The organism is Polaribacter sp. M10 (assembly GCF_054968445.1).
The window spans coordinates 56,593-82,478 of record NZ_JBSSBG010000016.1 but is presented as its reverse complement, the minus strand read 5'-3'; the positions used below and the strand labels follow the sequence as shown (position 1 = coordinate 82,478).

Here is a 25,886-nt window from a genome sequence, read left to right as displayed (position 1 = left end):
CAAAAAATATCTTAAAAACCCAGAAAAGTTGATTATATCATACTTTTTGCAAGGTTTCAATTATATTTGTTCTTTATAGCTTATAGATATTTAAATGAGTAAAATTATATCTGGTTTTTCGAAGTTTACCAAAGAAGAAAAAATTGATTGGTTAACTAAAAACTACTTTCACAATCAAACAGAAACTGTAAATATTATCAAGCAATATTGGAATGTTGATACTGATTTACAAGATTTACACGACGATTTTATAGAAAACACAATTTCTAATTTTTACATGCCTTATGGAGTTGCGCCTAACTTTGTAATTAATGATAGAACCTACGTTATTCCTATGGTTGTAGAAGAAAGTTCTGTGGTGGCTGCAGCGTCTTTAGTAGGTAAATTTTGGAGCACAAGAGGTGGTTTTAAAACGACTGTAATTTCTACAACAAAAATTGGTCAGGTTCATTTTATGTTTGCTGGCAAAAAAAATGATTTAGAAACTTATTTTAATCAAAATAAAACTGAATTGTTTGCAGCAACTGCTTCCATCACCAAAAATATGAAGAAAAGAGGTGGAGGAATTTTAGATATAAAATTGATTGATAAAACTGATAAGCTTGCCAACTATTATCAATTGCACGTAACTTTCGAAACTAAAGATTCAATGGGTGCAAACTTTATTAATTCTTGTTTAGAAGCAATTGCTAAAAAGTTTGAGAAAGATGATATCGAAATTGTAATGAGCATTTTGTCTAATTATGTGCCTGAGTGTTTGGTTAGGGCAGAAGTGAGTTGTAAAATTGAAGAATTAGGAGGAGAAAATCCGCAAAAATTTGCAGAAAAATTTTATCAAGCTGTACAAATAGCAGAAGTTGAACCTTATAGAGCAGTTACGCATAACAAGGGAATTATGAACGGAATTGATGCTGTAGTTTTAGCAACTGGTAACGATTTTAGAGCAGTAGAAGCTGGTGCACATGCTTATGCTTCTAGAAACGGTTCTTATTCTAGTTTGTCTCATTGTTCTATAGATGATGGCATTTTTAAGTTTTGGATAGAAATTCCTTTAGCATTAGGTACAGTTGGTGGTTTAACAGCTTTGCATCCTATGGCTAAAATGTCTTTAGAAATGTTGCAAAAACCATCTGCAAGAACTTTAATGCAAATTATGGCAGCAGCAGGTTTAGCGCAAAATTTTGCAGCTTTAAGAGCATTAACCACCAAAGGAATTCAGCATGGACACATGAAAATGCACTTGCAAAACATTCTAAATCAATTGGGTGCAAATGAGCAAGAAAAAGAAGAAATTACCAAATATTTCGAAACCAGAACTGTTTCTCATTCTGCTGTGGTTACTCAATTTAATCAATTAAGAAAACCGAAAATAAATTGGGTAGATTTTTTAAATATAGATGAAATTTCTGATAAATTAAGTGGTTTAACAAGAACAACAAAACCTGTTTTTGGTAAAATGAATGGGCAACAAGTTATTGAGCATTTAAGTTTGTTGATGCAAATTTCTAACGGAAAAATTGATGCAGATTATTATGTTTCTGATGAAAAAACGGCCAGAAGAAAACCATTTTTAGATACAGATGGCGAATTGCATATTGGTTTTAGAGCAGCAATCTTGTCTGACGAACCAACTCCAGAAAAATTTAATTCTATTTCAGAAGCGATAGCTGATTTAGTTAAACAAATAACTGATTTTAAACATCATTTTAAAACTGCTAAAACAGAAAATCATCCGTTTTTCGGTGAATTAGATTTCGAGTATTGGAAAAAATTTCACGTAAAACATTTTACGCATCACTTTAAACAATTCAATTTATTGTAAAATTTAATGCTTAAATTTTTGGTTGATAAAATTTTGGTTTTCATTACCTAAATATCTTCTGCTGCCTAAGTATCTGTTTTTATTAAAATCATCATAATTGGGTTCATTAACATCCATAGAAGAAATGTGCACATTACCTGAAGCATGAATAAATTCTTGTTTTCCATTGCCTAACCAAATACCAACATGTGTTACACGTTGTTTTGTATTTGATGTTGACTTTTTGCCAAAAAACAATAAATCACCTTTTTCTAAACCTTCAAATTTTAATTTTTTATCTACAATTTTACCGGCATTTATTTGTTGAGAAGCATCTCTAGGAATGATAAAACCATTCATTAAATACACCATTTTTGTAAATCCACTACAGTCTATACCTTTACTAGACGTACCACCCCATAAATAAGGAAAACCCAACATTTTTTTGGCTTCTAATTCTATGTTTTCTTGTTGACTTGTTTGTACAGCATTAGAAAAATTATAGAGTTTTTCTTGCCAAAGATCTCTAATAGAAGCTTCATCAATTTTAACAAAGCCAATTCTTTTATCAGGATAAACTACTTTATAAAATTCTTTATCTTCTTTCAGTATTTTTAAACTGCCTCCTAAAGTAATATCTGAAACAATTTCTTTAAAATTAGAATCGGCATATACATAGCCAAAGTTTTGGGTAAAAGTTATTTTTTTTGATGTGTTCCATTTATCAAAAACAACTTTGTTCATTCTTGTAATTCCGCCTTTATCAACCCAAGAAATATATTTATCAGGAGTTTGAACTCTATAAAAATCGCCTTTTTTATCTAATACTTTTAAAGGCATTCCTAATAAACCTTGTGTGCCTAATTCTGCAGAATGTTTGGGTTGAGAACGAATGTTAATTACAGAATTTCGAGCTACAGCATATTTTAAATCTCCAACAGCAGTATCTGGTAAAACACGAATATTGTTAATGAATTTTAAGTTTCTATTTTGTAAACTATCCAACAAAAAAGTATACGCTTTTTTCGAGGTAGTTTCTCCTTCTATAATGAGTTGATTGTCTGTTTGTTCAAAATGAATATCAAACAATTCAACACGTTTGTCTGGTGCAAATTCTTTTTTTATGGTAGAATGAATATTTTGTAATTCATTTACTAAATTCGAATTTTCTGAACAAGAAAGAATTATAAAACAAAGTGAAAAAAGTAAGAATTGTATATTTTTCATTTTTCTGATTTTTAGCGAAAATACAAAAAATATTATCTCAAAAAATGGATTTCAACTCCAGAAAACTTATTTTTAAACCATATTTTAGTTACTAAAACTTATTGAAAAATAATCTATGAAAAAAATCTATGTATTAGTTCTATTTGTAATTTCTATAAAAAGTTACAGCCAAATAAAGTTAAAAATTTATAACGATAAAATTAAAGGAGGTTATCAAATTTTTGCAGATAACCAAGAATATTGTCCTGTTGCAGTAAAAATTGATTTTACTCTGAAAAACATGAGTTCTTCTATGGGTAACCATAAGATTTTTGTAATTCCACCAAGATCTGAAAGAAATTTTATTTCTGAATTAAAATTGATTAAAAATGGTAAATATGGTTTCAGTTATCAATCAAAATTTAATTATGGAAATCCAGCTTTAAAAATAGACACAAGTTATGTTTATACTTTGCCTTTTAAAACAACAAATTCTTTTAAAATTTCTCAAGGTTATTTTGGTAAAAGAACACATATCAGAGAAAGAGCATTAGATTTTTCTTTACCTATTGGCACTCCAATTTATGCAGCTAGAGAAGGGGTTGTGGTTAAAGTAGTAGATAAGAATACCAAAACTTGTTACAAAAAAGAATGTGCTAAATTTAATAACGTAATTATTATTTATCACAAAGACGGATCGTTTTCAGATTATGCACACATAGATACAAATTCTGCTCAAGTAAAAGTGGGGCAACAGGTATTAAAAGGTCAGCTTATTGCAAAAAGTGGTAATATTGGTTGGTCTTCTGGTCCTCATTTACATTTTTGCGTTTACACTCAAATATTGAGTAAAAGAAAATTTTATGAAACTAAATTTCAATTTTATGAAGATGGAGTACCAGTTGTTTTAAGAAGGGAAGGACTTTATTATTTGGATTAAAATTAATATTCTAATTTTAGATTTTTTATATTTGAGAACAATCCTATTTTTTATTGATGATTTACAAAAACACATTGGCTTTTGCCCAACAATTAGATAAAGAAGATCCGCTAGCACATTTAAGAAATCAATTTTACATTCCGAAAGACAAAAACGGAAACAATTGGTTGTATTTTACAGGCAATTCTTTGGGTTTACAGCCAAAATCAACAAAAGAATACATCAATCAAGAATTAGAAGATTGGGCAAATTTAGGTGTAGAAGGTCATTTTGAGGCTAAAAATCCGTGGTTAAATTATCATGAATATTTAACAGAAAAAATGGCAAAAATTGTAGGAGCAAAACCAATTGAAGTTGTGGTAATGAACACCTTAACCACAAATTTACATCTGTTAATGGTGTCATTTTACAGGCCTACAAAATCAAAATACAAAATTGTAATTGAGTCAGATGCTTTTCCTTCAGATAGATATGCTGTACAATCGCAATTAAAATTTCACGGTTTTTCTGAGGATGATATAATTGAATGGAAACCACGAAATGGAGAGGAATTATTACATATTCATGATTTAGAAGAAATCGTTAATAAACATGGTGATGAAATTGCTTTGTTGTTAATAGGTGGCGTAAATTACTATACAGGTCAGTATTTAGATCTTAAAAAAATTGCTGAAATAGGGCATTCTAAAAATTGTGTAGTAGGCATTGATTTAGCTCATGGAGCAGGAAATATTCAACCCAATTTACACGATTCAGGTGTAGATTTTGCTGCTTGGTGTACCTACAAATATTTAAATTCAGGTCCAGGAAGCTTAGCAGGTTTATTTGTTCACGAAAAACACGCCAAAAATAAAGATTTACCACGTTTTTCAGGTTGGTGGAACCACAACAAAACCACTCGTTTTAACATGCGAATGCCTTTTGATGTTATGGAAGGTGCAGAAGGATGGCAATTGAGTAATCCACCAATTTTATCTATGGCAGCCATAAAAGCATCATTAGATTTGTTTGATGAAGTTGGGATGGAAAGTCTACGAGAAAAATCAGAAAAATTAACAGGTTATTTCGAGTTTTTAATCAATGAAATTGGGGCAGATAGCATCAAGATTATTACACCAAATAATCCGAAAGAAAGAGGTTGTCAATTATCCATTCAAGTTAAAAATGCAGATAAAAGCTTGCATCAAAAATTAACAGCAAAAAATATTATTACAGATTGGCGAGAGCCAGATGTAATACGTTGTGCGCCAACACCAATGTACAATTCTTTTGAAGATGTTTATAAAATGGTAGAAATTTTAAAAGGCATTTTATGAAAAAAAACATCATTTTAATTTATACTTTGCTGCATGCTGTTTTTGTTTTTTCTCAAAACAAGTACCAATCAGATTTCAATTATTTTTGGGAAACCATTAAAATGGAATATGCTTATTTTGATGTAAAACAAACCAACTGGCAAAAGGTAAAAGATGTTTATGGCAAACGCTTAAAATCGATAAAAGAAGATTGGGAGTTTACTTATTTAATTGAGTTAATGAAACACGAACTTTATGATGCGCATTTTACATTAAATAAAAATCTTACTTTTTCATTTCGATTAATTCCTAATGATGTGGATGCTTTTGTATCAGTAAAAAACAATAAATATTATATTTCAGATCTTAGAGAAAATTATACAATAACCAATTTTAATATCAAAATTGGAGATGAAATTGTTGCTATAAATGATGTTTCTTTTGCTGATGTTGTACAGATGAATTTGCCAGTATCAATAGAAAATCCAGACCATAAAGTAAAAGAATATTTTGCCAATTTAATTTTTGCAGGCAAACATAATCAACCAAGAAAAATCAAAATAGTACGCAATAAAAAAGAAATTACGTTAACATTGCCAAAGCCAAAATTGAAAAAAGAAGCAGCTAACCTAATAGATTATAAAAGATTGCACAATAATATTGGTTATGTGTTTTTTAATAATTCTTTAGGAAATAATAATGTTATCAAACAATTTCCGAAAATAATAGACACTTTACAAAACACAAATGCTTTAATTATCGATTTAAGAAATACTGCAAACGGAGGTAATACAGATGTAGCAAAATCTATTATGGGTAAGTTTATAAAACAAGAAATGCCTTACCAAATTCACGAAAGAGTAGGTTTAGAAAGAGAATTTGGTATCAAAAGAAAATATATAGAAATCTTATCTCCACTTCAAAAGCCGTACCTAAAACCAGTATATGTTTTGGTAAGTAAATGGACAGGAAGTGTGGGAGAAGCTATTGCACAAGGGTTTTCTAATATAGATAATGTAACTGTTGTAGGTACAACAATGGCGCAATTATTAGGCGCTATTAAGTGCAAACAATTGCAGAATTCTGGCATTAGATTTTGTTATCCTTTCGAAAAATTATACAATATAAATGGTGTGCCAAGAGAACAATTTACAACAGATGTTATAACAGAAAGTTATAAAGAAACATATACAAAAGCATTAGAATTAATCAATGAAAAAACAAGATAAAATACTGATTATAGGAGCAGGATTGTGTGGTTCTTTACTCGCTTTAAGATTAGCACAAAGAGGCTATAAAATAGATTTGTACGAAAGCAGACCAGATTTAAGAAAAGTAGATATTTCTGTTGGTAGATCTATAAATTTGGCATTATCAGACAGAGGTTTAAAAGCGTTACGTTTATGTGGCATGGAAGAAAAAGCCAAAGAAATTAGCATACCCATGTATGGCAGATTAATGCATGATAAAGAAGGCAATACGTTTGCATCAAATTATTCTGGTAGAGAAGGTGAGTACATTAACTCAATTTCTAGGGGAGATTTAAATGCAATTTTGTTAGACGAAGCAGAAAAGCATGAAAATGTGAATATTTATTTTAACTGTGCTTGTAAAAAAGTAGATATAGAAAATACGCTTGCTCATTTTAAAGACTATACAACCAAGAAGAAATTTTTTGTAAAAGCCGATGTTATTTTTGGTGCAGATGGTGCAGGTTCTGCCTTAAGAAAGAGTTATATTTCTGAACGTAAATTTTTGTTTAGTTATTCGCAAAACTATTTAAATCATGGGTATAAGGAGTTAGAAATTCCTGCAGACAATTTAGGCAAACACCAAATTAGCAAAGATCATTTGCACATTTGGCCAAGAGGCGATTATATGTTAATTGCATTGCCAAATATGGATGGCAGTTTTACAGTAACACTCTTTTTAAGTTATAATCAAGGCAAATTCAATTTCGAAAATTTAACATCCGAAGAAAAAATAACAAGCTTTTTTGAGGAAGAATTTCCAGATGCATTGGCTTTAATACCAAACATAAAAAAGGAATTTTCGAGCAATCCAACTGGTGCGTTAGGTACTATAAAATGCAGTCCTTGGTCTTATTTGAGCAAAACTTTATTAATGGGTGATGCAGCTCATGCCATTGTTCCTTTTTACGGCCAAGGTATGAATGCTTCTTTCGAAGATGTTTTTGTGTTCGATAAAATTCTAAATGAATTTGAGAGTAATTCAGCAACAAATACTTGGAAAGATGTGTTTAAAGCTTATCAAAAAAATAGAAAAAAAGACACAGATGCCATTGCAGATTTAGCTATTGACAACTTTTACGAGATGAGAGATCATGTAGCAAATCCGTTGTTTAAAGAAAAAAGAAAAATTGAAATGGACTTAGAAAAAATGTTTCCAAATCAATATTTTTCCAAATATTCTTTAGTCACTTTTAATGAAAATATTGGGTATTTTGAGGCTATGAAAAGAGGTAGAGCTCAAGACAAAGCCTTGTTAAATTTAATTGTAGATAATGAAGTACACACCCATTTAAATATGACGAAAGAAGAACTTAGAATTATTTTAGACAAAGTAATTCACGAAACAGATAAAATATTAGAAGAAGATAAAATTGCAGGTTTGTAGTTTATAAATTTTTGTTTTTTGTAGCTATTTCCTGCTTTCGGCAGTCGCTCTTTTCAAGGAGCTCCAACAAAGCCTCAATCAGGGCTAAACTGATTAACCAAGGTTAGTACTAACAGAAACACAAAGAAAGTTTATACATCAAATGAAAAGATACATTGTTTTACTTCGCGGAATAAATGTTTCAGGTAAAAATAAATTACCAATGGCAGAATTGCGAGACATGTTAAACGAGTTGAACTATAAAAATGTACAAACTTACATTCAAAGTGGAAATGTTATTTTAGAATCAAGTAAAACAAAATCAGTAACTTGTAAAACAATAAAAATAGGAATTAAAGATAAATTTGGTTTTGATGTTCCTGTAATTGCAAGAACAATTCCAGAATGGGAAAAAGCGATTAACAATTATCCGTTTTCAACAGAAAACGAAAAAATAGTTGCTTTTACTTTTTTAGAGCAATCATCAGAAGAAACAATTCTAGATATTAAAAGTATAGGCGAAGATCAGTACAAAATTGTTAATGATGTTGTGTATTTATATTGTCCTTCAGGTTTTGCAAAAACAAAACTAACGAATAATACTATTGAGAAAAAGTTAAAAGCAATAGCAACAACAAGGAATTTAAGAACCACTTTAAAATTGCTAGAGTTATCAAAAAAATAATATGTCAGAAAAAAAAGTAACACCAAGAGGCGAATATCCACACGTAAAAGTTGTGGGAGATTTTATTTTTGTTTCAGGAACAAGCTCAAGAAGAGCAGATAACACCATTGCAGGCGTTGATATTATTGATGAAATGGGAACTAAAAAAATAGATGCTTATATACAAACTAAAGCTGTTTTAGAAAACATCGATAAAAATTTAAAAACTGTTGGTGCAAGCATAAAAGATGTAGTTGATGTTTCTTCGTTTTTAGTAAATATGAACGATTTTGCAGAGTACAACAAAGCCTATGCAGAATTTTTTGACAAAGAAACTGGTCCAACAAGAACCACAGTTGCTGTGCATCAATTGCCACATCCAGATTTGGTTGTTGAGATTAAGGTAACAGCTTATAAAAAAGAATAATTGAATATTAATAATAAAGAATAGAGCGTCTATAATAAAGATTGCAGTGGTCTTTTTCTCTCTTCTTTTTTCTTTAATCTTTTAATGAAATGAAAATTCAAAACTATATCAATGGTAAATTTATAAATCCAACTTTAAATGATTGGATTGATAACTATAATCCTTCAAATGGAGAAATATATTCTCAAACACCAAATTCATCAAAAGATGATGTAGAAAAAGCTTACCAAGCTGCAGCAAAAGCCTTTCCAAAATGGAGTAATTCTACCTTAGAAGAAAGAAGTAAAATATTATCTAACATAGCAGAGTTAATTTTAGAAAAAATAGAATTTTTAGCAGCAGCAGAATCTAAAGATAATGGAAAGCCAATAAGTCTAGCAAAACAAGTAGATATACCAAGAGCAGCAAGTAATTTTCAATTTTATGCAAATGCTATTACACAGTTTTCTACTGAAGCTCATGAAAGTGTGGGGTTAAATGCCATTAATTTTACATTGCGACAACCAATTGGAGTAGTGGGCTGTATTTCTCCTTGGAATTTACCACTCTATTTATTCACTTGGAAAATTGCTCCAGCTATTGCAGCAGGCAATTGCGTAGTTGCAAAACCAAGTGAAGTTACACCAATGACAGCTTTTTTATTGGGCGAAATTTGTAACGAAGCTGGCCTACCAAAAGGAGTTTTAAATATTGTTCATGGTATAGGGGCAACTACAGGTCAAGCAATTGTAGAACACTCAAACATCAAAGCAATTTCGTTTACAGGAGGTACAAAAACAGGAGTGCATATTGCTAAAATTGCAGCACCAATGTTCAAGAAAGTATCTTTAGAATTAGGTGGAAAAAACCCAAATATCATATTTGCAGATTGCGATTATGATAAAATGTTAGCAACCACTGTTCGTGCTTCATTTGCCAATCAAGGGCAAATTTGTTTTTGTGGCAGTCGAATTTTAGTTGAAGAGAAAATCTATGAAAAGTTTAAAACAGATTTTATCAAAAAAGTATCTGAGTTAAAAATTGGTCATCCATCAGAAGAAAATACAGATTTAGGCGCTTTAGTATCCAAAGAACATTTAGAAAAAGTAAAAAGTTACATAGATAGTGCGGAAAAAGAGGACGCTAAAATAATTTTTGGTGGTAAAAAAGTAGTGGTAAAAGGTGCTGAAAGCGGTTACTATTTACAACCTACAATTATTGAAGTTACAGACAATAAATGCAAACTAAATCAAGAAGAAATTTTTGGTCCAGTAGTAACATTAATTTCATTCAAAACCGATAAAGAAGCCTTAACTTTAGCCAACGATACCAAATATGGTTTAGCAGCAATGCTTTGGACAAACAATTTAAACAGAACCATGCAATTTTCAAAACAATTACAAACAGGCATTATTTGGGTAAATACTTGGTTGTTAAGAGATTTAAGAACCCCTTTTGGTGGAGTTAAAAATAGTGGAATAGGTAGAGAAGGAGGTTTTGAAGCCTTACGTTTTTTTACAGAACCTAAGAATGTTTGTATCGCTTATGAATAAAGAAATCAAAGAAAAAATCATCCAAGTTTGTAATGATAAAATTGCCAAAAAAGGAGAAAATGTTGGTTTGTCTTTTTATGCTTTTTTCAAAAATAAAAACGATAATCCAAAATTATTAATGCAAGTTGCCACTTGGTGGATAGAAACACATCAATTAGATCATTTTGAAAAGGCAATTAAGATTAAAAGTATGATTCAGAAAAATTTATAAATATGAATTTAGAACTTAAAAACAAAAACGCATTAATTTGTGGTAGCACACAAGGCATAGGTAAAGCAGCTGCAATTTTATTAGCAGCAGAGGGTGCAAATATCACATTGTTAGCCAGAAACGAAGATAAATTGCAATCAGTTTTAGCAGAATTGCCAAATTCAGACCAAAAACATAATTATTTAGTTGCAGATTTTTCGCAGCCAGATGAGTTAAAAAAAGTGTTAGAAACATCAAGTTTACAGTTTCATATTTTGGTTAATAATACAGGAGGTCCTGCAGGAGGTCCAATTTTTAATGCAGAAATTTGTGAGTTCGAAAGAGCATTTACCCAACATTTAAAATGCAATCATATTTTAGTACAAACTGTGGCTCCATTTATGAAAACGCAATGTTTTGGTAGAGTAATTAATGTAATTTCTACCTCAGTAAAACAACCTTTAGAGGGTTTAGGAGTTAGTAATACAATTCGTGGAGCAGTTGCAAGTTGGTCTAAAACCATGGCAAATGAGTTGGGCGAATTTGGGATAACCGTAAATAATGTTTTACCAGGAGCCACGAATACAGAACGTTTAAACGAAATCATTAAAAATAAAGCAGAAAAAACTGGCTTAGCAGTAGAAAAAGTAGCAGAAATTATGATGAATGCTTCACCAGCAAAACGTTTTGCAAAACCAGAAGAAATTGCAAATGCTATTGTGTTTTTGGCTAGTGAAAAAGCAAGTTATATTAACGGAATTAACGTGCCTGTAGATGGTGGAAGAACAAAAAGTTTGTAAGCCTATCCCTAACCCTTCCAAAGGGAAAGGAATTAAGTTCTGAAAAATAATTACATTAGTAATTGAAATTTAAAAAAAATATTAATCAAGAATTCCAATTCCCACCCAGATTGGAGTTCCTTCCTTTTGGGAAGGTTAAGGATGGGCTTATTATGAATCTAGTACAACCAATAAATTTTAAAAAATGGATAGATGAACATCGTCATTTATTAAAACCTCCAGTAGGTAACAAACAAGTTTGGGATAATGGCGAATATATTGTTATGGTTGTTGGTGGGCCAAATAATAGAAAAGATTATCATTATAACGAAACACCAGAATTTTTCTATCAATTAGAAGGCAATATGATTTTAAAAATCATAGACGATAAAGGCAAACAGATTGATGTAGAAATTAATGAAGGCGATATTTATTTACTGCCAGGTAAAGTACCACATTCACCACAAAGAAAAGAAAATACAGTAGGTTTGGTAATTGAATATCCACGTTCAGAAGGTATGTTAGATGCTTTAGAATGGTATTGCGAAAACTGTGGAAACCAATTGTATAGAGAAGAGTTTAAACTCGATAATATAGAAACAGATATGCCTGTTATTTTCGATAAATTTTATTCTGATAAAGAAAAATGTACTTGTAGTAATTGTGGAACGATAATGCAAAAACCGCAAAAAATAAAATAAATGAATAGAAAAGCTTTTTTAAAAAAAAGTATGTATTCTGTTTTAGGGCTCAGCCTATTTACAGGTTTTTATTCTTGGCAATTAGAACCATTTTGGCTAGAATTTGTAAACCTAAAAATGCCAATCAAAAATTTACCAGAACATTTGGTTGGTAAAAAATTAATGCAAATTAGCGATATTCATGTAGGTAATCGTTTTGATTATAATTACTTAATAGACTCTTTTAAAAAAGCACAAAAGTTAAATCCAGATTTTGTGGTTTATACTGGAGATTTTATCGACTACGAAAGCGAAGAGCAATTTACCCAATTAAGGGCAGTTTTAAAACACGTAGTTACAGGTAAATATGGCACTGTAGGGGTTTTAGGGAATCACGATTATGGTAAAAATTGGTCAGAAGAAAATGTTGCACAAAATGTAATTTCTGTTTTAAAAGAACATAACATAGATGTGCTAAGAAATAGTAAAACTAGTTACCAAGGGTTAAATTTTATTGGTGTCGATGATTATTGGAGCACTAATTTTTATCCGAAAGAAGCAACCAAAAATTTTGATGTAAACCAACCTTATGTAGCATTGTGTCATAACCCAGATGTTTGTGATTTAGATGTTTGGAATGGTTATAATAGTTGGATTTTATCTGGTCATACACATGGAGGTCAAGTAAAACCACCTTTTTTACCACCACCAATTTTACCAGTAGAAAACGAGAGATATTCAGCAGGTAAAATAGATTTAGAAGATGGTAGAACATTATACATTAATAGAGCTTTGGGGTGTTTAAGACAAGTAAGATTTAACGTAAGACCAGAAATTACCATATTCGAATTAGAACAAGCATAAATAATTACTTTTTCAATAATTTAATTTTAAATTAAAAATGTCAAAAAGAAAATTACGCATTAACGGACATTCGCATTTGTTGCCTTATCCAGAAGAAATTCCTCAGTTTATGAAGGAAAAAGAAATTTTTTGGGTAGATGATGAACGAAAACACATGTTGCAAAAAGGCTGGAAAAGACCTGTAACAGACTCTAGTTTCTTTTTAGATGAAAAGCTAAAATGGATGGAAAGAAATAAACTAGATCATGCTGTTGTGCTGAATCTTTCTCAGTTATATGGTAATGGTTTGCGTTTAGAAGAAATGAAAAAAGCCTTGCGTTTTCAGAACGATTTTAATGCTAAAATTCAAAAAAATCATCCAAGTAAATTTACTTGTGGTTTTGTGGTTCATCCTGGTTTTATTTATGGTGCTCTAGACGAAATTAAACGTTGTGTAGAAGAATTAGATTTAAAAGTACTTTGTTTGCCAACACATTTTATGGATTCTATTGGACAATGGAGATGTGTTTTTGATAAAGAAAATGATCGAATTTTTGAATTGGCAGATCAATATAAATTGGCCATTGAAATTCATCCTTATGATGGAGATAAAATGATAAAATTAGAAAATACCAATTGGCGTTTTCATTTAATTTGGATGCTGGCACAATGTGGAGATGCTTATCATTTTTATACGTTAAACGGAATGCAAGAACGTTTTAAAAATATTAGAACTTGTTTTGCGCACGGAGGTCAATTGGCACAAATGAACTTAGGAAGAAGAATTCAAGGTTTTGATGGCAGACCCGATTTGTTTGAAGGTAAATACCATCCTAGAAAAGCTGTGGGGCATAAAAATATCTTTTTTGATACTTTAGTACACGATACAGATTCATTAAAATTGATGTTACAAAGACAAGGAACCAAACAAGTGTTAATGGGCTTAGATGATCCTTATCCTTTAGGAGAAATGGAAAGTGATAAACAATCTTCTTATCCTGGTAAAATTTTAGATCTAGCTATCGAAAAAAATATAATTTCTGAAGTAGAAAAAGGTCAGATTTGGGAAGATAATGTATTGCAATGGCTTTTTGGTGATGATGAAGTTGCAAAACAAAATTTAATTGATAAAATTCTTAGTTAGTATTATAGTTCTCAGTCTACAGTCTACAGTCTACAGTCTACAGTCAGCAGTCAGCAGTTGACAGTTCTTAAATTACTGCTAACTGCTAACTGCTAACTGCCTACTGTATACTAAACTATCCCTCACATTTTTGTAAAACTTCTTCAGCTCTTTTTAGTTGAAATTTAGGATAAAACTCTTGCTCTACTTTTTCAGCTTTTCCTAATTCAATTGCTCTTTTTATAGCATCGCAATAAGGTTTTGTAGATTTACCAAAGAATTTAGCAGCACCCATTTCCCATTCTGCTTTTCCTAAAATTACTCTTGGGTTATTTGGCGCAATTTCTAAAGCCTTAGCATATAACATATTGTTTTTTCCAGAAAGTGTCATTCCATATTTTTGACCATCAAAAGCAATATATCCTAAATTTAATAAAGCTTGAGTGATGATAAGTTCTGGATTATTTTCTGAATTTGATTTTGCTGCATCTAAAAACTCTTGAGCTTTGGTTAATTTTGCAGTTAAAACAGTTTCATCTTTTACCCCAAAACTGCTTATAATTTCTACAGTTGCTGCATAATAAGCAGGTAACCAATTTTCTGGTTCAGCTTTAGAAATACGCTCAAATAATTGCGATGCTTCTGTTAATTTATTTTGGTTCCATAAATCGAATGCTTTTTGCATTCCTTTTTGATATTTTGTTTGCGCAGAAATCCCTGTCGCAATAAAAATTGCGATGATAATTGTAAATTTTTTCATGATGTAAAAGTTTAAGTTGTTTTAAATTGATATTTAATAATAAAGTAGGCTACAATAATATTAGGAACCCAAGATAACCAAGCTACAATTCTGTATGCAGGTAAAAATTCGCCTAAAAAATTTGATAGAATTGGTAACCAAATTCTTAATGTAACAGCAGAAAAACATGCTGCATAACTGTAAATCATTAGTTTTTGATGTTTAGTTACATTACCTTTTGTAATACTCGTAAACCCAAAAAAAGTTGTAAAGAACCAAACTAAAGCCATTGTAGTAAATCCTAGTTTGGGACTAATTCCTCCAGTTGCGTGTAAGCCAATGTAGAAACCAGAAATAGCACTTAATAAAACAGAAATCACATAGAATTTACCAATTATTCTGTGAAGTTTAATGTTTTTTAATCTTAATTTTTTGTTGAATTGCAACCATCCTATAAGTAATGCAATTCCGCCTAAAACAATATGTGTGTAAAACATAATGTTCCAAAGATTGTTGGCTAAAAGTTCTGCGGATTTACTTGCCAATAATCCGAATTTTCTATCAGGAACTATAAAATATGCAAAAGGATATAAGCCTATTAAAACCCCACATAAAGCAATTAAATAAAAAGATGTTTTTTTAAGTAGCATTAGTTTACTTTTAAGGCTATTGTTTTGTTTTCAGCTAAATGAAACTTTGCGTCATCGTATTTTGGAGGGCCCATAAAACCTGTTGCGTTGTTAGAGCATCCATAATCTTCTTTTGGTATTCCTAGAAAATTGGTGTCCATTTTTTTATTGTCATTTTCGTCGTGTACAAAAGAAACTGCATATTCTCCTTTTGGTAGATTTTTAAAAACTACCACAGATTTTTTGTTTTTAATTTTTGCCAGATTTCCTTTAAATTGTTTTTTTAAGAAATCTTCTTTTTTGTTGTAAACAGCAACCATTAAAGTTCCTTTGTCAGAATTTAATTCTGATATGTTAACTGTTAAATCAAAGGTTTCTTCTTGTGCAATTGTTGATGAAATTCCGCTAAAGATAAAAACGATGATTAGGATTAGTTTTTTCATAATGTTATTTTTTATTGTTTTTGATTGATGATTCAAATATCTGATGTTTTTGCTTTAAATAAACAAGAAACATACCGAATTGTAATTTTTTGTTTCTGAACTGTTATTAAGGTTCTTTAATAGTACTATATTAACAATTCTGCCATTTGTTGATAAATAGGTTTAGCCCTGATTGAAGCATTTGTTTGAGCTCTTTTTTCTTTTTCAGAAAAAAAGCGAGTGCGAAAAGCAGGAAATAGCTTCTAAAAATATTATAAATTATCTAACTGATTCGATTTTTTATCATCGCTAATGGTCCAGAAAAAGCCTACAAAAAAGAAGCTGTCTGCATTGGGTACAATGGCTTGCCTATCGAAATTTCCATTGGTATTTGGTGTGTTTTTATAATTGTAGCCAAAAACATTTTTGGTACCTAAAGCGTTGTTTACAGAGAAATACAAAATCTTTTGTTGGTCTATTAAATACGCCCAGTTTAAACTCACGGAATTGTAATTTTTAGTTTTTTTGTTTAAAAAACCGGGCTCATTTGGGTTTGTGTAGGTTCTACCAGATGCAAAATTGTAAGTAATGCCTAATTGACTTTGCCATTTTTCTACCCAATGTTTACCCACAATCGATAAATTATGTGCAGATGCAAAATTGGGTGTTGCTGAGGTTGTGTAGTTTCTGTAATCTCTTTTTGTGTCTAGGAATGAGTAAGAAACCCAATAATCTGTGTTTTTAATTTTTTGATTTTGTCTCCAAAAAATATCAATTCCTTTGGCATAGGCAGATCCGTTATTTGAAAAATTAGAATCGAAACTAGCTATTTCTGAATCGTACTTTACCAAATCTTTATAGTCTTTATAATAGGCTTCAATTCTAAAGATTTGATTCTTTTTTGTATGTTGATAATTGGCAATTAAATGCGAAGTATTTTCTGCTTTAAAATCTTGATGAAACTTTAAATAATTATTGCCAGGATTTTGATAAAACAGACCATAAGCCAATGATAATTGCGAATTTTTACCAGTTTTATAAGATAAAGACGCTCTTGGTGCTATTGTAAACTCGTTTAGTAAATCAGAATTTTCTGCTCTAACACCAATTTTTGCGGCTAAATTTTTAGAGAAAAAGACATCTGTTTCTGCAAAAGAAGCAAATAGATTGTTATTGAAACCATACTCAAATTTTTGATTGTTGATAGGTGTGTAATCTTCGTTAAAATTGGTAATAAAATATTCAGAACCAAAGGCAATTCTAAATCTGCTAGAAAATTGTTTTCTTATTTTTACTTTAAAATGTGCCGAGTTTTCTGTGTTGTTTGCAACATCATCTATAATTTTTACGGTAGAATGATCATTGGTAAAACTTATACCACTTTCTATTTTCCAATTGTTGCCAAATTTATTCTTGTAGGTACTATTTATGTAGAGGTTTCTGTTTTGTAGGCCAAATCGAAATCCGTCTTCGAAATTAATATCCTCTTGAATAACATCCAAATCTGTATAGCTAAAAGCGCCATATACTTTTAACATAGAATCATCTTTAAAATTGTGTCTGTAAACAGCTTCTCCACTTGCAGCTTGGTAAGGTTTTAGCCAATGATTTCTATCTGGAAATGCAGCTGTATAAGGACCAAGATTTATGTAAGACGTATTTATACTTAAAGAATTGTTATCCCAAATTTGTGTGTTACCCACACCAACACCCAATGTCATTAAAGAAATGTCTGTTTTTTCTTGGTCTGGTTTGTCTATGGTTGTTAAATCTAAAACACCAGATAAAGCTTGCCCATATTCAGCAGAATAACCACCTGTAGAAAAGGTAATTCCTTTGAATAAAAAAGGAGAATAACGTCCACGAGTTGGAGTGTTGTTTGGTGTTGGGCTGTAAGGTGTAAACACACGAACACCATCTATAAAAATTTGCGTTTCTTCTGCATTACCACCTCTAACAAAAAGACGACCATCTTCTGCTGCTGCAGAAGTTCCTGGTAAGGTTTGTAAAGCTCCTAAAACATCGCCAACAGCACTTGCTGTTGTAACAATATCTAAAGGTTTTAAAACGGTTACTTTTGCTTTTTCATCAGCTTTAAAAGTACCTGCGTTTATAGTTACTGCATCTAAAGCATTTACATCGTCTCTTAATTTTATTTGTAAGTTTTTGAATGTAGAAACATCATCTATTTTTACAAAAGTTTCAAAAGAAACAAAAGAAATGACTAAGGTTTGTGTACCAATTTCTTCTGTTGTAAAAGAAAATTCACCTTTTTCGTTGGTTGATGTTCCATCGTAAGTGCCTTCTAAATATACACTTGCGCCTAAAATTGGTTGTTTTTTGGTGTCTGTAACTTTACCAGATATTGTGGTTTGGGCAAATAAAGAAAATTGAGTTATGGTTAATAATAAGCATAAAATTCGTTTCATCATATTTCATTTTTTATGCTACAAAGATGTTCTGATAAAACGTTAAAAAATAAAAAGAAATACTGAGTTGTAGTTTTTGATTGATGAATTGTAGTTATCTTTTCTCTGGATTATTTTGTAAAATATAAAAGATAAATCCGCCAGAAAAATATAAAAGGATGTCTAGATAATCTTTAGTATATCTTGGTAAATATTTAGGAAAAACAAATTCGAATAAAACACTATACATACAACAGATGTATAGAATTATGGAGATTTTTAAAGTGAAATTTGGATTATTTCTAGACCATCTTAAAAAGTACAAACTTAGATAAAGTACAATAGGTATAATTAAAAAATCATTCAAATAATTATTAATGATTTTGGGTAAAGAAATATTAAAATATTGAAAAAGATAAGTGGTAATACCTAAAAGAATTGATGAAATGCAATAAATAGATAATTTTTTATTCATGTTAACCAGCTGCAACCATTGCAATAAACCAAGCTAAACCAGCACCAATAGCACTTACCACAGTAATTACAGAATATAATACCCAACCAACAGCTTTAAAAAATAAATTAGGATGTTTTTTTAAACGTTCAGCTAAATTAGGATTTTCTATTTCGTGCTTAGCTTCATTAATTCGCTTTTGCTTAACTTCTTCTACTTTAATTTCCCTTTTTTTCTGATATGAGATTAAATGACCACAATTTTCACAATAGTCTTTATTGGTATTAAAAACTCCACAATTTGGGCATTTTATGCGTCTCATAATTTTTTTAACTTAATTTATTTTTCTTTTTATAAGGACGAATAATTAATCGAGTTTCTCTATCAAAACGAATGTAATTGTACACCCAATTTAAAAATACGATGGCTCTATTTCTAAAACCAATTAAAGAAAAAAGATGCACAAACATCCAAACAAACCATGCAAAAACTCCTTGAAATTTCCATTTTGGCAAATCTACAACAGCTTTATTACGTCCTATGGTTGCCATTGAACCTTTATCATTATAAACAAATGCTTTTTGTTTTTTATTAAAAAGTTTTGCTAAGATATTTTTTGCCACTAATTTACCTTGCTGAATAGCAGGTTGTGCCATCATTGGATGTCCATAAGGATTTTCTTTAGAAACCATACAAGCAACATCGCCTGTGGCATAAATATTTGGGTGATTTACAACCTGATTAAATTCGTTTACTTTTACTCTAGCTGCTCTTTCAATTACACATTCCGCTTGTAAACCCTCTACCATTTCTCCTTTAACACCAGCTGCCCAAATAACAGTTTCTGCTCTAAAATGATCTTCGCCATTAGTGGTTACAATTTTACCATCATAATCTAAAACACGTAAATTTTTCCAAACATTAACGCCTAATTTTATCAAGAAATCTTCGGCTTTTTCAGAAGCTTTTGCGCTCATCCCTTTTAAGATTTCTCCAGAACTTTGTATCAGATTAATGTTCATTTGCCTAATATCTAAATCAGGATAATCTTTAGGTAAAATTCCTTTTTTCATTTCTGCTAAAGCACCAGCTAACTCAACTCCAGTTGGTCCACCACCCACAATTACAAAATTCATTAAGGCTTTTCTTTCTTCTAAGTTTGACGTTAAAAGTGCTTCTTCAAAATTTTCTAAAATTAGACTTCTAATGTTTAAAGATTGTGGCACAGATTTCATTTCCATGGTGTTTTTTTGGATGTTTTTGTTTCCAAAAAAGTTGGTTGTAGAACCTGTTGCAATAATTAGTTCATCATAATCTAGATTACCTATAGACGTTTCAATTTCGTTTTTATCAGGGTTAATTTTGATAACATTTGCTAATCTAAAGTAAAAATTCTCTACATCATTAAAACGTTTTCTTAACGGAAATGCTATAGAATCTGGCTCTAAACCACCTGTTGCAACTTGATAAAGAAGAGGCTGAAAAGTATGATAATTGTGTTTGTCTATTAAAACTACTTGCAGTTCTTGTTTTTCTAAACCTTTTGCTGCTGCCAAACCTGCAAAACCACCACCAATAATTACGACTCTAGGAAAACTTGATTGTGGAATATTCATAGTAGAATTTTGAATTTTAAAAAAACAAATTTACTGAAAACCGATCATTTCTTATTTGAAACTTCTTTTTATTTCTTGTAATGCTTTATCAGAAGAAATAAATTCTGATATTATTTTAAAACGTAAATCTTTGATTGGTAAATTAAAATAAGCTGCCCATTTATCATCTTTAAATAAAAGATTGATTTGTTTTACCCTCTTTTGAGCTTCAGAGTAATTAAATAAATGTTGTTGATTTTCTTTTTTCTTTGGATGAATTTTTACAGTTTTATCATCGAAATTAACAGCAATACTAAAGTTTTTTTCGGTTGAATTTATAGGATGAAAATCTGACCATTTTGCAAAACCAATAATCGTTTTTTGATTTTTGTAAGTATCATTAGCAATGATTTTCCATCTGCAATTGGCAACTCTTCCCCAATGATTGGATTTTCTGTAAACTCCTTCATCAGTATAAAAATACAGGCTTTCAGATTTACTTTTATAATTGGTGTTTTCTGGAAAATGAAAATTATCTACTTGTTGAAACTCACAAAAAGTATGTTTAAAAAAGTTTTTTGAATTGTATTTTTTTGATGTATTCATTTACTGAATCACTAATTTTCTAGAAGGTTCTCTTTCAAAACCCTCAACAAAAACGGTGTCTTTGCTAAATTTCACTTTTGCAAAAGCAGAGGTGTTTTCGGTATCAACCATACCTTTAAAAGTAAGGTAATGTACATTATCTACAAACTCGTATGCGCCTGCATGATTATGGCCATTAAAAAATAATTTTACGTTTTTATAAGGTTTTATAAGCGATAAAAATTGTTCTCTATTCCAGATATTATGTTGGTCTATAGGATAAATAGGAAAGTGACAATAAAAACCAACTTTTTGATTTTTTTTAGTAGCTAAATCTAATTCAGATTTTATCCAAGCTAATTGTTTATTGCTTAAAGCTCCGTTCCATTTTTTTACATAAGGTAAATTTTTGTTTTTTAATAGATTAAAAAGTGAGTCTGTTTGCTGTTTTTTATCCGAAGAAATTGCACCATGAAAACTTAAATCATTACCATCTAAAATAATAAATCGCCAATCATTTTGTATAAAACTATAATATCTATTTTGTAGGTTTAGTTTAGAAATAATCTTCTCTTTATTAAGCTCATCAACATCAAAATCGTGATTTCCTAAAACGTGATAAGTGTTCGATTTTAAACTGTTCCAAGTGGGCAAAATACTATCTAAACTAGCCATTTTTTGATCTATAAAATCGCCCAAATGAATGGTATAACTTAAAGAATCTTTATTTAATTTTGCTACAGCTTCTTTTAATCTTTGTGGAGATTTTTTGTAATATCGATCCCATTTTACATCGCAATTACAATATTGGCAATCTGAAATTACACCAATTTTAAACGGTTCATTTTTGGAACTTTTACAAGCGAATCCGATAGTTAATAAAACTAAAAATAAAAATAGTTTTTTCATAATTTGGTTTTGTTTGCTACAAAGATATTGGAATAAGCACGGCTATCAAATTAATGCTAATGTTTTCGTATTTAGAAAGGTAAACTTTAATTTTATATATTTAAAACACAAAAAAAAACCGAATTGTTAAGAAACAATCCGGTTATTATTTTAAATAAACTATCCCCCAATAGTGTATTCAAAAAATCTATATATTCAATTTTAACGCTAAATTATAGAATTTATTAGTAATTCTTTGGTATTAGTTTCCGAACTACAAGTTATAGTTTCCGAATATAAATTTAAAAAAAATGTTTTTTTATTGGATTTGATCTGTAAAAGCATTTTCAAAATCATCTTTATGGCCTCTGCTAATTGGTATTTTAGAATTATTTATCAGAATCGCCTCTTTGTCTTTTTTAGAATATGTTTTTATTTTATTAATGTTAATAATCCAAGATCTGTGCGCTCTTACAAAACTGGTGTCTTCTAAAAACAACTTTTCGTAGTAACTAAGTTTTTTAGTAACCAAAAATGTTTTGTCGTCTATTAAATGAATTTTAGAATACATTCTATCTGCTTCTATGCATAAAATGTCGTTTATTTTTACAATTACATAATCGTTTTTATATGGAATTGCAATTTTTCTATTGTTTTCTTCTAGCAATTTATAACGCAGAATAGCATTTCTGTTTTTTATGTTTTGTGCCACTTTAGCAACAGCCTCTTTAAGTAGATCTATATCTATAGGTTTAAGTAAATAATCTACGGCTGCCACCTGAAATGCTTTAATTGCATAATTATCGAAAGCCGTTACAAAAATTACTTGAAAGTTAATTTCATTGAATTGTTTTAACAATTGAAAGCCGTTTTTTTGCGGCATTTGTATGTCTAAAAACACTAAATCTGGCTTTAGGCTTTTTATTAAGTGTACAGCATCATCTACATTTGCGGCTTCTGCCAAAATAGTTACATTGGTGCAAAAGTCGTTTAATAAAAACCGTAGGTTTTCTCTTGCATTAATTTCATCATCAACAATTATGGTACTAATTTTATTCATCTGAAAAAGAGTAAGGTATGTTTATAATTACTTTGGTTCCGTTTTCTATTTTTTCATATTTATAACCAATATTTGTTTTATAGTGGTCTTTTAAAATTTTTAGTTTGCTACTTATTGAGTTTGTTGAAAAAGATTTTTTGGTTCTATTATTTTTAGTATTAATAATTGTAGAAGCTTCTATGCCTATGCCATTATCAATAATAACACATTTTAATGTTTCTTTTAAATAAAATTTAATTTCTATTTTACCAATACCATCAGTTTTATGCAGCAAACCATGGTTTATGGCATTTTCTATAAACGGCTGAATAATCATAGTTGGTATTTTTACATTATCTATTGTTTCTGCACCTGTAATTTTATAGGTAAATCCATTTTGAAACCTCAATTTTTCTAATTCTAAATATTTTTTTATGATGGACAATTCTTCATCAAAATACACAAAACTCTTGTTGCTTAACATTAAGTTTTCTCTTAATAATGATGAAAATTTTGTAAGGTAATTATAGGCATCTTGTTTTTTACCTTTTAAAACTAAATTCTGTATAGAGTTAAGTGCATTAAACGTAAAATGAGGATTCATTTGAGATTGTAACGTTTCTAATTTAGAGGAAATTAACTCTCTCTGCATTCGTTCTTTTTCAATAACTTGCTGCTGTTTTCTTTGTTTTTTTCTTAAATTTCTTAAGATTATAAACCATAAAATAATAAAGCAAAAACTAATCATTAAAAATAAAAACCAAAGTTGCTTGTAATAAGGTGCTTTAATATTTAGCTTTATTTGCTTAACCATAGCTTCTTTTTCTGGTCCTTTTTTGGTGGCTTTTAATTTGATGATATAATTACCTGGGGCTAAATTGTTAAACGTAATTTGGTTTATCCCTTTCTCTATGGTGTTCCATGGACTTGTTTTTCTACCGTCTAATAATTTGTAAGAATAAATAATATCATTATCACCTAAAAAACCATTGGTTTGAAAATTAATTTTAATTTTATTTTCGTCGTGATTTAATATGTAGTTCTCTTGTTCTTTTACTTTTTTATCATTAATTAAGATAGAAGTAATATAGAAATCTAGATTTTTTCTTGTTATAAATACTTTTTCTTTATGTGCTTTAAACAATCCTATATTAGAACTAAAGTAAATGTGATTTTTAAATGGAATAATTTCTGAAATATTGAAAGAGTTTATTCCGTCTTTAAGTGTTATATTTTTAAATTTTCCTGTTTCTGTGTTTAATAATTGTAGGCTTTTATCTGTTGCAACCCATAGAAAATTACCATCTCCTTTTATTTTACCTGCTTGGTTAGATAATAGACCATTATTAGCTGTATAATTATATAAGATTTTATTGTTTTTAATACCTATAACCCCATCTTTTAAAGTAGAGATCCAAATTATTCCGTTATCGGTTTCATCAATATCTATGGCTATTATGGGTTGGTTTTTAAAATCAATTTTTATGCTTTTGTTGTTATTTGTGTGTTTTCTAACACCATCTAAATAACCTACGAAAATTTCATTTTTTTTATTAATATGTACGGTATAGGCTCTAGTTTTTCTTAAAATTGTTCTTTTTTTACTATCAATATTCGTAATTCGAGCACCATTATGGGCAGCATAAAGAACATCATCATTATCAGTTACAATAAAATCTTTTGCATTATCTAAAAACCTGTGTACTGAATATTTTTTTTTCTTTTTGTTATAAATTAACGAAAATTTACTTAAGCTAAAAAAGATGTTATCTTTACTAGCTTCTATATCATATACTTTATATTTTGCTTTCTTTTTTAAATAATTTAATTTGTTACTTGTAGTATTTAACGCAATTAAATCGCCATTTACAGAACCAATAAATAAAGAATCTTTTCCAACTCTGGTCATTGCACTTAGGTTGTTCTTGTTTTCTGGAATTTCATATTTTTCTATGTGCAAATTTGGCATAATATAAATACCATTTCTTAAAGAGATAAACCAAAAATTATAATCTCTATCTTTTAATAAGCCGCCAATATCTTTTCCTTTAAAATAGGTTGTAATGGGGTTTAGTTTTCCGTTTTTAATGGTATAGGTAAAAACACCTATATAGGTACATAACCAAAGCTCATTATTTACTTCGTAAATGTTTATAATTTGGTTATTGTCAAAAATTTTTGGGAGTTTAATTTCTTTAAGTTCATGATTAATTTCATAAAACAATTTTGGTTTTATTTTACTATTGTTTACCCTATATGTGTAGATTAAATCTTTGTTTTGATAAGAATAAATAAACCATTTGTTTAGATTTAGTTCTTTGTGTTTTTCTAAATTATACCTAATCTTAGGTCCTGTCTTAGCGGTTGATAATATTATTTTATTGTCTTTAAAAGTGTATAAACTATCGTTAAAGGTTTTTTGTTTAAATAGTGTCCCGTTACTAAATATTTGTTTTTTTTTAGAGTTATTAATAGAGCAACTTACAATTCCAGAAGTTGTATTTACCAGTATTTTATCTTGATAAAAAGTATAAAATGTTAATTCTCCATTCGTTTCATCTCCTAAATCTGCGAAAAGGTTTAATTTATTATTTTCGATAAAAAAAAATTGTCCAGAAATATTATTACACCAAATTCTACCTTTATCATCTTTTTTTAATCCAAATACAGAAAGTCCTCTTTTATTTTGATGTGTATAGTTTGTAAATACTTTTCCATCGTATTTAAAAAGACCTTTGTCTGCAGCCAACCAAATAAAACCTTTATCATCTTCTAAGATATCATAAAACTCAATATCTGGTAAACCGTCTTTTTCTGTTAAGTGATAATAAACAGGGTGTTGCGCTATAGTTTTAGCACTAATAAGTAAAAGACCGAAAAAAAGATAGAAAGCAATTCTTTTCATAAAGTTTATAAACAGAAGTTTCAAAAATAGTTAATATAAATAATAAAACCCATTGCAAAAAATTGCAATGGGTTTTTTGTATATAGAAAAGTTGTTTTTCGTTAATATCAGAATTATTGATTCAGA

General features: G+C 29.6%; 25 protein-coding genes. 13 read left to right on the top strand and 12 right to left on the bottom strand.

Features of this window, described 5'->3' with window-relative positions:
• The first annotated feature begins 94 nt into the window (after window positions 1-94).
• Complete coding sequence (locus tag ACWYN7_RS13690) at window positions 95-1,822, top strand: hydroxymethylglutaryl-CoA reductase, degradative (protein ID WP_462860538.1); 1,728 nt, start codon at window positions 95-97, stop codon at window positions 1,820-1,822.
• A gap of 3 nt (window positions 1,823-1,825) precedes the next feature.
• On the opposite strand, the gene ACWYN7_RS13685 is transcribed toward ACWYN7_RS13690, so the two are convergent.
• Complete coding sequence (locus tag ACWYN7_RS13685; RefSeq protein WP_462860537.1) at window positions 1,826-3,028, bottom strand: C40 family peptidase; 1,203 nt, start codon at window positions 3,026-3,028, stop codon at window positions 1,826-1,828.
• A gap of 115 nt (window positions 3,029-3,143) precedes the next feature.
• Between ACWYN7_RS13685 and ACWYN7_RS13680 the strand changes: the two genes are divergently transcribed.
• The 12 genes from ACWYN7_RS13680 (at window position 3,144) to ACWYN7_RS13625 (ending at window position 14,117) form a co-directional block, all read left to right on the top strand.
• Window positions 3,144-3,947, top strand: coding sequence for a M23 family metallopeptidase (locus tag ACWYN7_RS13680; protein ID WP_462860536.1), 804 nt, complete (start codon window positions 3,144-3,146; stop codon window positions 3,945-3,947).
• A 56-nt stretch (window positions 3,948-4,003) separates the two neighbouring features.
• Window positions 4,004-5,263 (top strand): kynureninase, encoded by a 1,260-nt coding sequence (kynU, locus tag ACWYN7_RS13675; RefSeq protein WP_462860535.1) that lies wholly within the window; start codon window positions 4,004-4,006, stop codon window positions 5,261-5,263.
• A complete protein-coding gene (locus ACWYN7_RS13670; RefSeq protein ID WP_462860534.1) occupies window positions 5,260-6,471 on the top strand; it encodes a S41 family peptidase in 1,212 nt (403 codons plus the stop codon). Before kynU ends, ACWYN7_RS13670 begins: the two co-directional genes overlap by 4 nt.
• Window positions 6,455-7,879: an FAD-dependent oxidoreductase gene (locus ACWYN7_RS13665; RefSeq protein WP_462860533.1), complete on the top strand. Its 1,425-nt coding sequence runs from the start codon at window positions 6,455-6,457 to the stop codon at window positions 7,877-7,879. Before ACWYN7_RS13670 ends, ACWYN7_RS13665 begins: the two co-directional genes overlap by 17 nt.
• A gap of 142 nt (window positions 7,880-8,021) precedes the next feature.
• Entirely contained in the window at window positions 8,022-8,543 is a 522-nt protein-coding gene (locus ACWYN7_RS13660; RefSeq protein WP_462860532.1) for a DUF1697 domain-containing protein, read from the top strand.
• A 1-nt stretch (window position 8,544) separates the two neighbouring features.
• Entirely contained in the window at window positions 8,545-8,949 is a 405-nt protein-coding gene (locus ACWYN7_RS13655; RefSeq protein ID WP_462860531.1) for a RidA family protein, read from the top strand.
• Between the two features lie 89 nt (window positions 8,950-9,038).
• Window positions 9,039-10,481, top strand: a complete 1,443-nt coding sequence (locus ACWYN7_RS13650; protein ID WP_462860530.1) for an aldehyde dehydrogenase — start codon at window positions 9,039-9,041, stop codon at window positions 10,479-10,481.
• Entirely contained in the window at window positions 10,474-10,692 is a 219-nt protein-coding gene (locus tag ACWYN7_RS13645) for a DUF6500 family protein (RefSeq protein ID WP_462860529.1), read from the top strand. The genes ACWYN7_RS13650 and ACWYN7_RS13645 overlap by 8 nt, the downstream gene beginning before the upstream one ends.
• 2 nt (window positions 10,693-10,694) lie before the next feature.
• Window positions 10,695-11,471, top strand: coding sequence for an SDR family oxidoreductase (locus tag ACWYN7_RS13640; protein WP_462860528.1), 777 nt, complete (start codon window positions 10,695-10,697; stop codon window positions 11,469-11,471).
• Window positions 11,472-11,620: 149 nt separating this feature from the next.
• Window positions 11,621-12,151: a 3-hydroxyanthranilate 3,4-dioxygenase gene (locus tag ACWYN7_RS13635; protein WP_462860551.1), complete on the top strand. Its 531-nt coding sequence runs from the start codon at window positions 11,621-11,623 to the stop codon at window positions 12,149-12,151.
• Window positions 12,152-12,994: a metallophosphoesterase gene (locus ACWYN7_RS13630; protein WP_462860527.1), complete on the top strand. Its 843-nt coding sequence runs from the start codon at window positions 12,152-12,154 to the stop codon at window positions 12,992-12,994.
• A 37-nt stretch (window positions 12,995-13,031) separates the two neighbouring features.
• Window positions 13,032-14,117, top strand: a complete 1,086-nt coding sequence (locus ACWYN7_RS13625) for an amidohydrolase family protein (protein ID WP_462860526.1) — start codon at window positions 13,032-13,034, stop codon at window positions 14,115-14,117.
• A 115-nt stretch (window positions 14,118-14,232) separates the two neighbouring features.
• Here ACWYN7_RS13625 and ACWYN7_RS13620 read toward each other — a convergent pair whose 3' ends face one another.
• From ACWYN7_RS13620 to ACWYN7_RS13570, 11 genes are all read right to left on the bottom strand, one after another.
• On the bottom strand, window positions 14,233-14,856 hold the full coding sequence (locus tag ACWYN7_RS13620) for a tetratricopeptide repeat protein (protein ID WP_462860525.1): 624 nt from the start codon (window positions 14,854-14,856) through the stop codon (window positions 14,233-14,235).
• 11 nt (window positions 14,857-14,867) lie between these two features.
• Window positions 14,868-15,485, bottom strand: a complete 618-nt coding sequence (locus tag ACWYN7_RS13615; protein WP_462860524.1) for a DUF2306 domain-containing protein — start codon at window positions 15,483-15,485, stop codon at window positions 14,868-14,870.
• Entirely contained in the window at window positions 15,485-15,907 is a 423-nt protein-coding gene (locus ACWYN7_RS13610) for a DUF2141 domain-containing protein (RefSeq protein ID WP_462860523.1), read from the bottom strand. The genes ACWYN7_RS13615 and ACWYN7_RS13610 overlap by 1 nt, the downstream gene beginning before the upstream one ends.
• A gap of 251 nt (window positions 15,908-16,158) precedes the next feature.
• Complete coding sequence (locus ACWYN7_RS13605; RefSeq protein WP_462860522.1) at window positions 16,159-18,315, bottom strand: TonB-dependent receptor; 2,157 nt, start codon at window positions 18,313-18,315, stop codon at window positions 16,159-16,161.
• A gap of 94 nt (window positions 18,316-18,409) precedes the next feature.
• Window positions 18,410-18,769, bottom strand: a complete 360-nt coding sequence (locus ACWYN7_RS13600) for a hypothetical protein (RefSeq protein ID WP_462860521.1) — start codon at window positions 18,767-18,769, stop codon at window positions 18,410-18,412.
• A gap of 1 nt (window position 18,770) precedes the next feature.
• On the bottom strand, window positions 18,771-19,070 hold the full coding sequence (locus tag ACWYN7_RS13595; RefSeq protein ID WP_462860520.1) for a hypothetical protein: 300 nt from the start codon (window positions 19,068-19,070) through the stop codon (window positions 18,771-18,773).
• A 7-nt stretch (window positions 19,071-19,077) separates the two neighbouring features.
• Window positions 19,078-20,364, bottom strand: coding sequence for an NAD(P)/FAD-dependent oxidoreductase (locus tag ACWYN7_RS13590; RefSeq protein ID WP_462860519.1), 1,287 nt, complete (start codon window positions 20,362-20,364; stop codon window positions 19,078-19,080).
• 51 nt (window positions 20,365-20,415) lie between these two features.
• Window positions 20,416-20,949, bottom strand: coding sequence for a hypothetical protein (locus ACWYN7_RS13585; RefSeq protein ID WP_462860518.1), 534 nt, complete (start codon window positions 20,947-20,949; stop codon window positions 20,416-20,418).
• Entirely contained in the window at window positions 20,950-21,837 is an 888-nt protein-coding gene (locus tag ACWYN7_RS13580) for a metallophosphoesterase (RefSeq protein ID WP_462860517.1), read from the bottom strand. It abuts the gene before it with no gap.
• A gap of 298 nt (window positions 21,838-22,135) precedes the next feature.
• Entirely contained in the window at window positions 22,136-22,876 is a 741-nt protein-coding gene (locus ACWYN7_RS13575) for a LytR/AlgR family response regulator transcription factor (RefSeq protein ID WP_462860516.1), read from the bottom strand.
• Complete coding sequence (locus ACWYN7_RS13570) at window positions 22,869-25,760, bottom strand: sensor histidine kinase (protein WP_462860515.1); 2,892 nt, start codon at window positions 25,758-25,760, stop codon at window positions 22,869-22,871. Before ACWYN7_RS13570 ends, ACWYN7_RS13575 begins: the two co-directional genes overlap by 8 nt.
• Window positions 25,761-25,886 lie beyond the last annotated feature (126 nt).

Bases quoted from the DNA above. Each gene is read 5' to 3' on its own strand.
- ACWYN7_RS13690 (WP_462860538.1), top strand. From the start codon at position 95: ATGAGTAAAATTATATCTGGTTTTTCGAAGTTTACCAAAGAAGAAAAA.
- ACWYN7_RS13685 (WP_462860537.1), bottom strand. From the start codon at position 3,028: ATGAAAAATATACAATTCTTACTTTTTTCACTTTGTTTTATAATTCTT.
- ACWYN7_RS13680 (WP_462860536.1), top strand. From the start codon at position 3,144: ATGAAAAAAATCTATGTATTAGTTCTATTTGTAATTTCTATAAAAAGT.
- kynU (WP_462860535.1), top strand. From the start codon at position 4,004: ATGATTTACAAAAACACATTGGCTTTTGCCCAACAATTAGATAAAGAA.
- ACWYN7_RS13670 (WP_462860534.1), top strand. From the start codon at position 5,260: ATGAAAAAAAACATCATTTTAATTTATACTTTGCTGCATGCTGTTTTT.
- ACWYN7_RS13665 (WP_462860533.1), top strand. From the start codon at position 6,455: ATGAAAAAACAAGATAAAATACTGATTATAGGAGCAGGATTGTGTGGT.
- ACWYN7_RS13660 (WP_462860532.1), top strand. From the start codon at position 8,022: ATGAAAAGATACATTGTTTTACTTCGCGGAATAAATGTTTCAGGTAAA.
- ACWYN7_RS13655 (WP_462860531.1), top strand. From the start codon at position 8,545: ATGTCAGAAAAAAAAGTAACACCAAGAGGCGAATATCCACACGTAAAA.
- ACWYN7_RS13650 (WP_462860530.1), top strand. From the start codon at position 9,039: ATGAAAATTCAAAACTATATCAATGGTAAATTTATAAATCCAACTTTA.
- ACWYN7_RS13645 (WP_462860529.1), top strand. From the start codon at position 10,474: ATGAATAAAGAAATCAAAGAAAAAATCATCCAAGTTTGTAATGATAAA.
- ACWYN7_RS13640 (WP_462860528.1), top strand. From the start codon at position 10,695: ATGAATTTAGAACTTAAAAACAAAAACGCATTAATTTGTGGTAGCACA.
- ACWYN7_RS13630 (WP_462860527.1), top strand. From the start codon at position 12,152: ATGAATAGAAAAGCTTTTTTAAAAAAAAGTATGTATTCTGTTTTAGGG.
- ACWYN7_RS13625 (WP_462860526.1), top strand. From the start codon at position 13,032: ATGTCAAAAAGAAAATTACGCATTAACGGACATTCGCATTTGTTGCCT.
- ACWYN7_RS13620 (WP_462860525.1), bottom strand. From the start codon at position 14,856: ATGAAAAAATTTACAATTATCATCGCAATTTTTATTGCGACAGGGATT.
- ACWYN7_RS13615 (WP_462860524.1), bottom strand. From the start codon at position 15,485: ATGCTACTTAAAAAAACATCTTTTTATTTAATTGCTTTATGTGGGGTT.
- ACWYN7_RS13610 (WP_462860523.1), bottom strand. From the start codon at position 15,907: ATGAAAAAACTAATCCTAATCATCGTTTTTATCTTTAGCGGAATTTCA.
- ACWYN7_RS13605 (WP_462860522.1), bottom strand. From the start codon at position 18,315: ATGAAACGAATTTTATGCTTATTATTAACCATAACTCAATTTTCTTTA.
- ACWYN7_RS13600 (WP_462860521.1), bottom strand. From the start codon at position 18,769: ATGAATAAAAAATTATCTATTTATTGCATTTCATCAATTCTTTTAGGT.
- ACWYN7_RS13595 (WP_462860520.1), bottom strand. From the start codon at position 19,070: ATGAGACGCATAAAATGCCCAAATTGTGGAGTTTTTAATACCAATAAA.
- ACWYN7_RS13590 (WP_462860519.1), bottom strand. From the start codon at position 20,364: ATGAATATTCCACAATCAAGTTTTCCTAGAGTCGTAATTATTGGTGGT.
- ACWYN7_RS13585 (WP_462860518.1), bottom strand. From the start codon at position 20,949: ATGAATACATCAAAAAAATACAATTCAAAAAACTTTTTTAAACATACT.
- ACWYN7_RS13580 (WP_462860517.1), bottom strand. From the start codon at position 21,837: ATGAAAAAACTATTTTTATTTTTAGTTTTATTAACTATCGGATTCGCT.
- ACWYN7_RS13575 (WP_462860516.1), bottom strand. From the start codon at position 22,876: ATGAATAAAATTAGTACCATAATTGTTGATGATGAAATTAATGCAAGA.
- ACWYN7_RS13570 (WP_462860515.1), bottom strand. From the start codon at position 25,760: ATGAAAAGAATTGCTTTCTATCTTTTTTTCGGTCTTTTACTTATTAGT.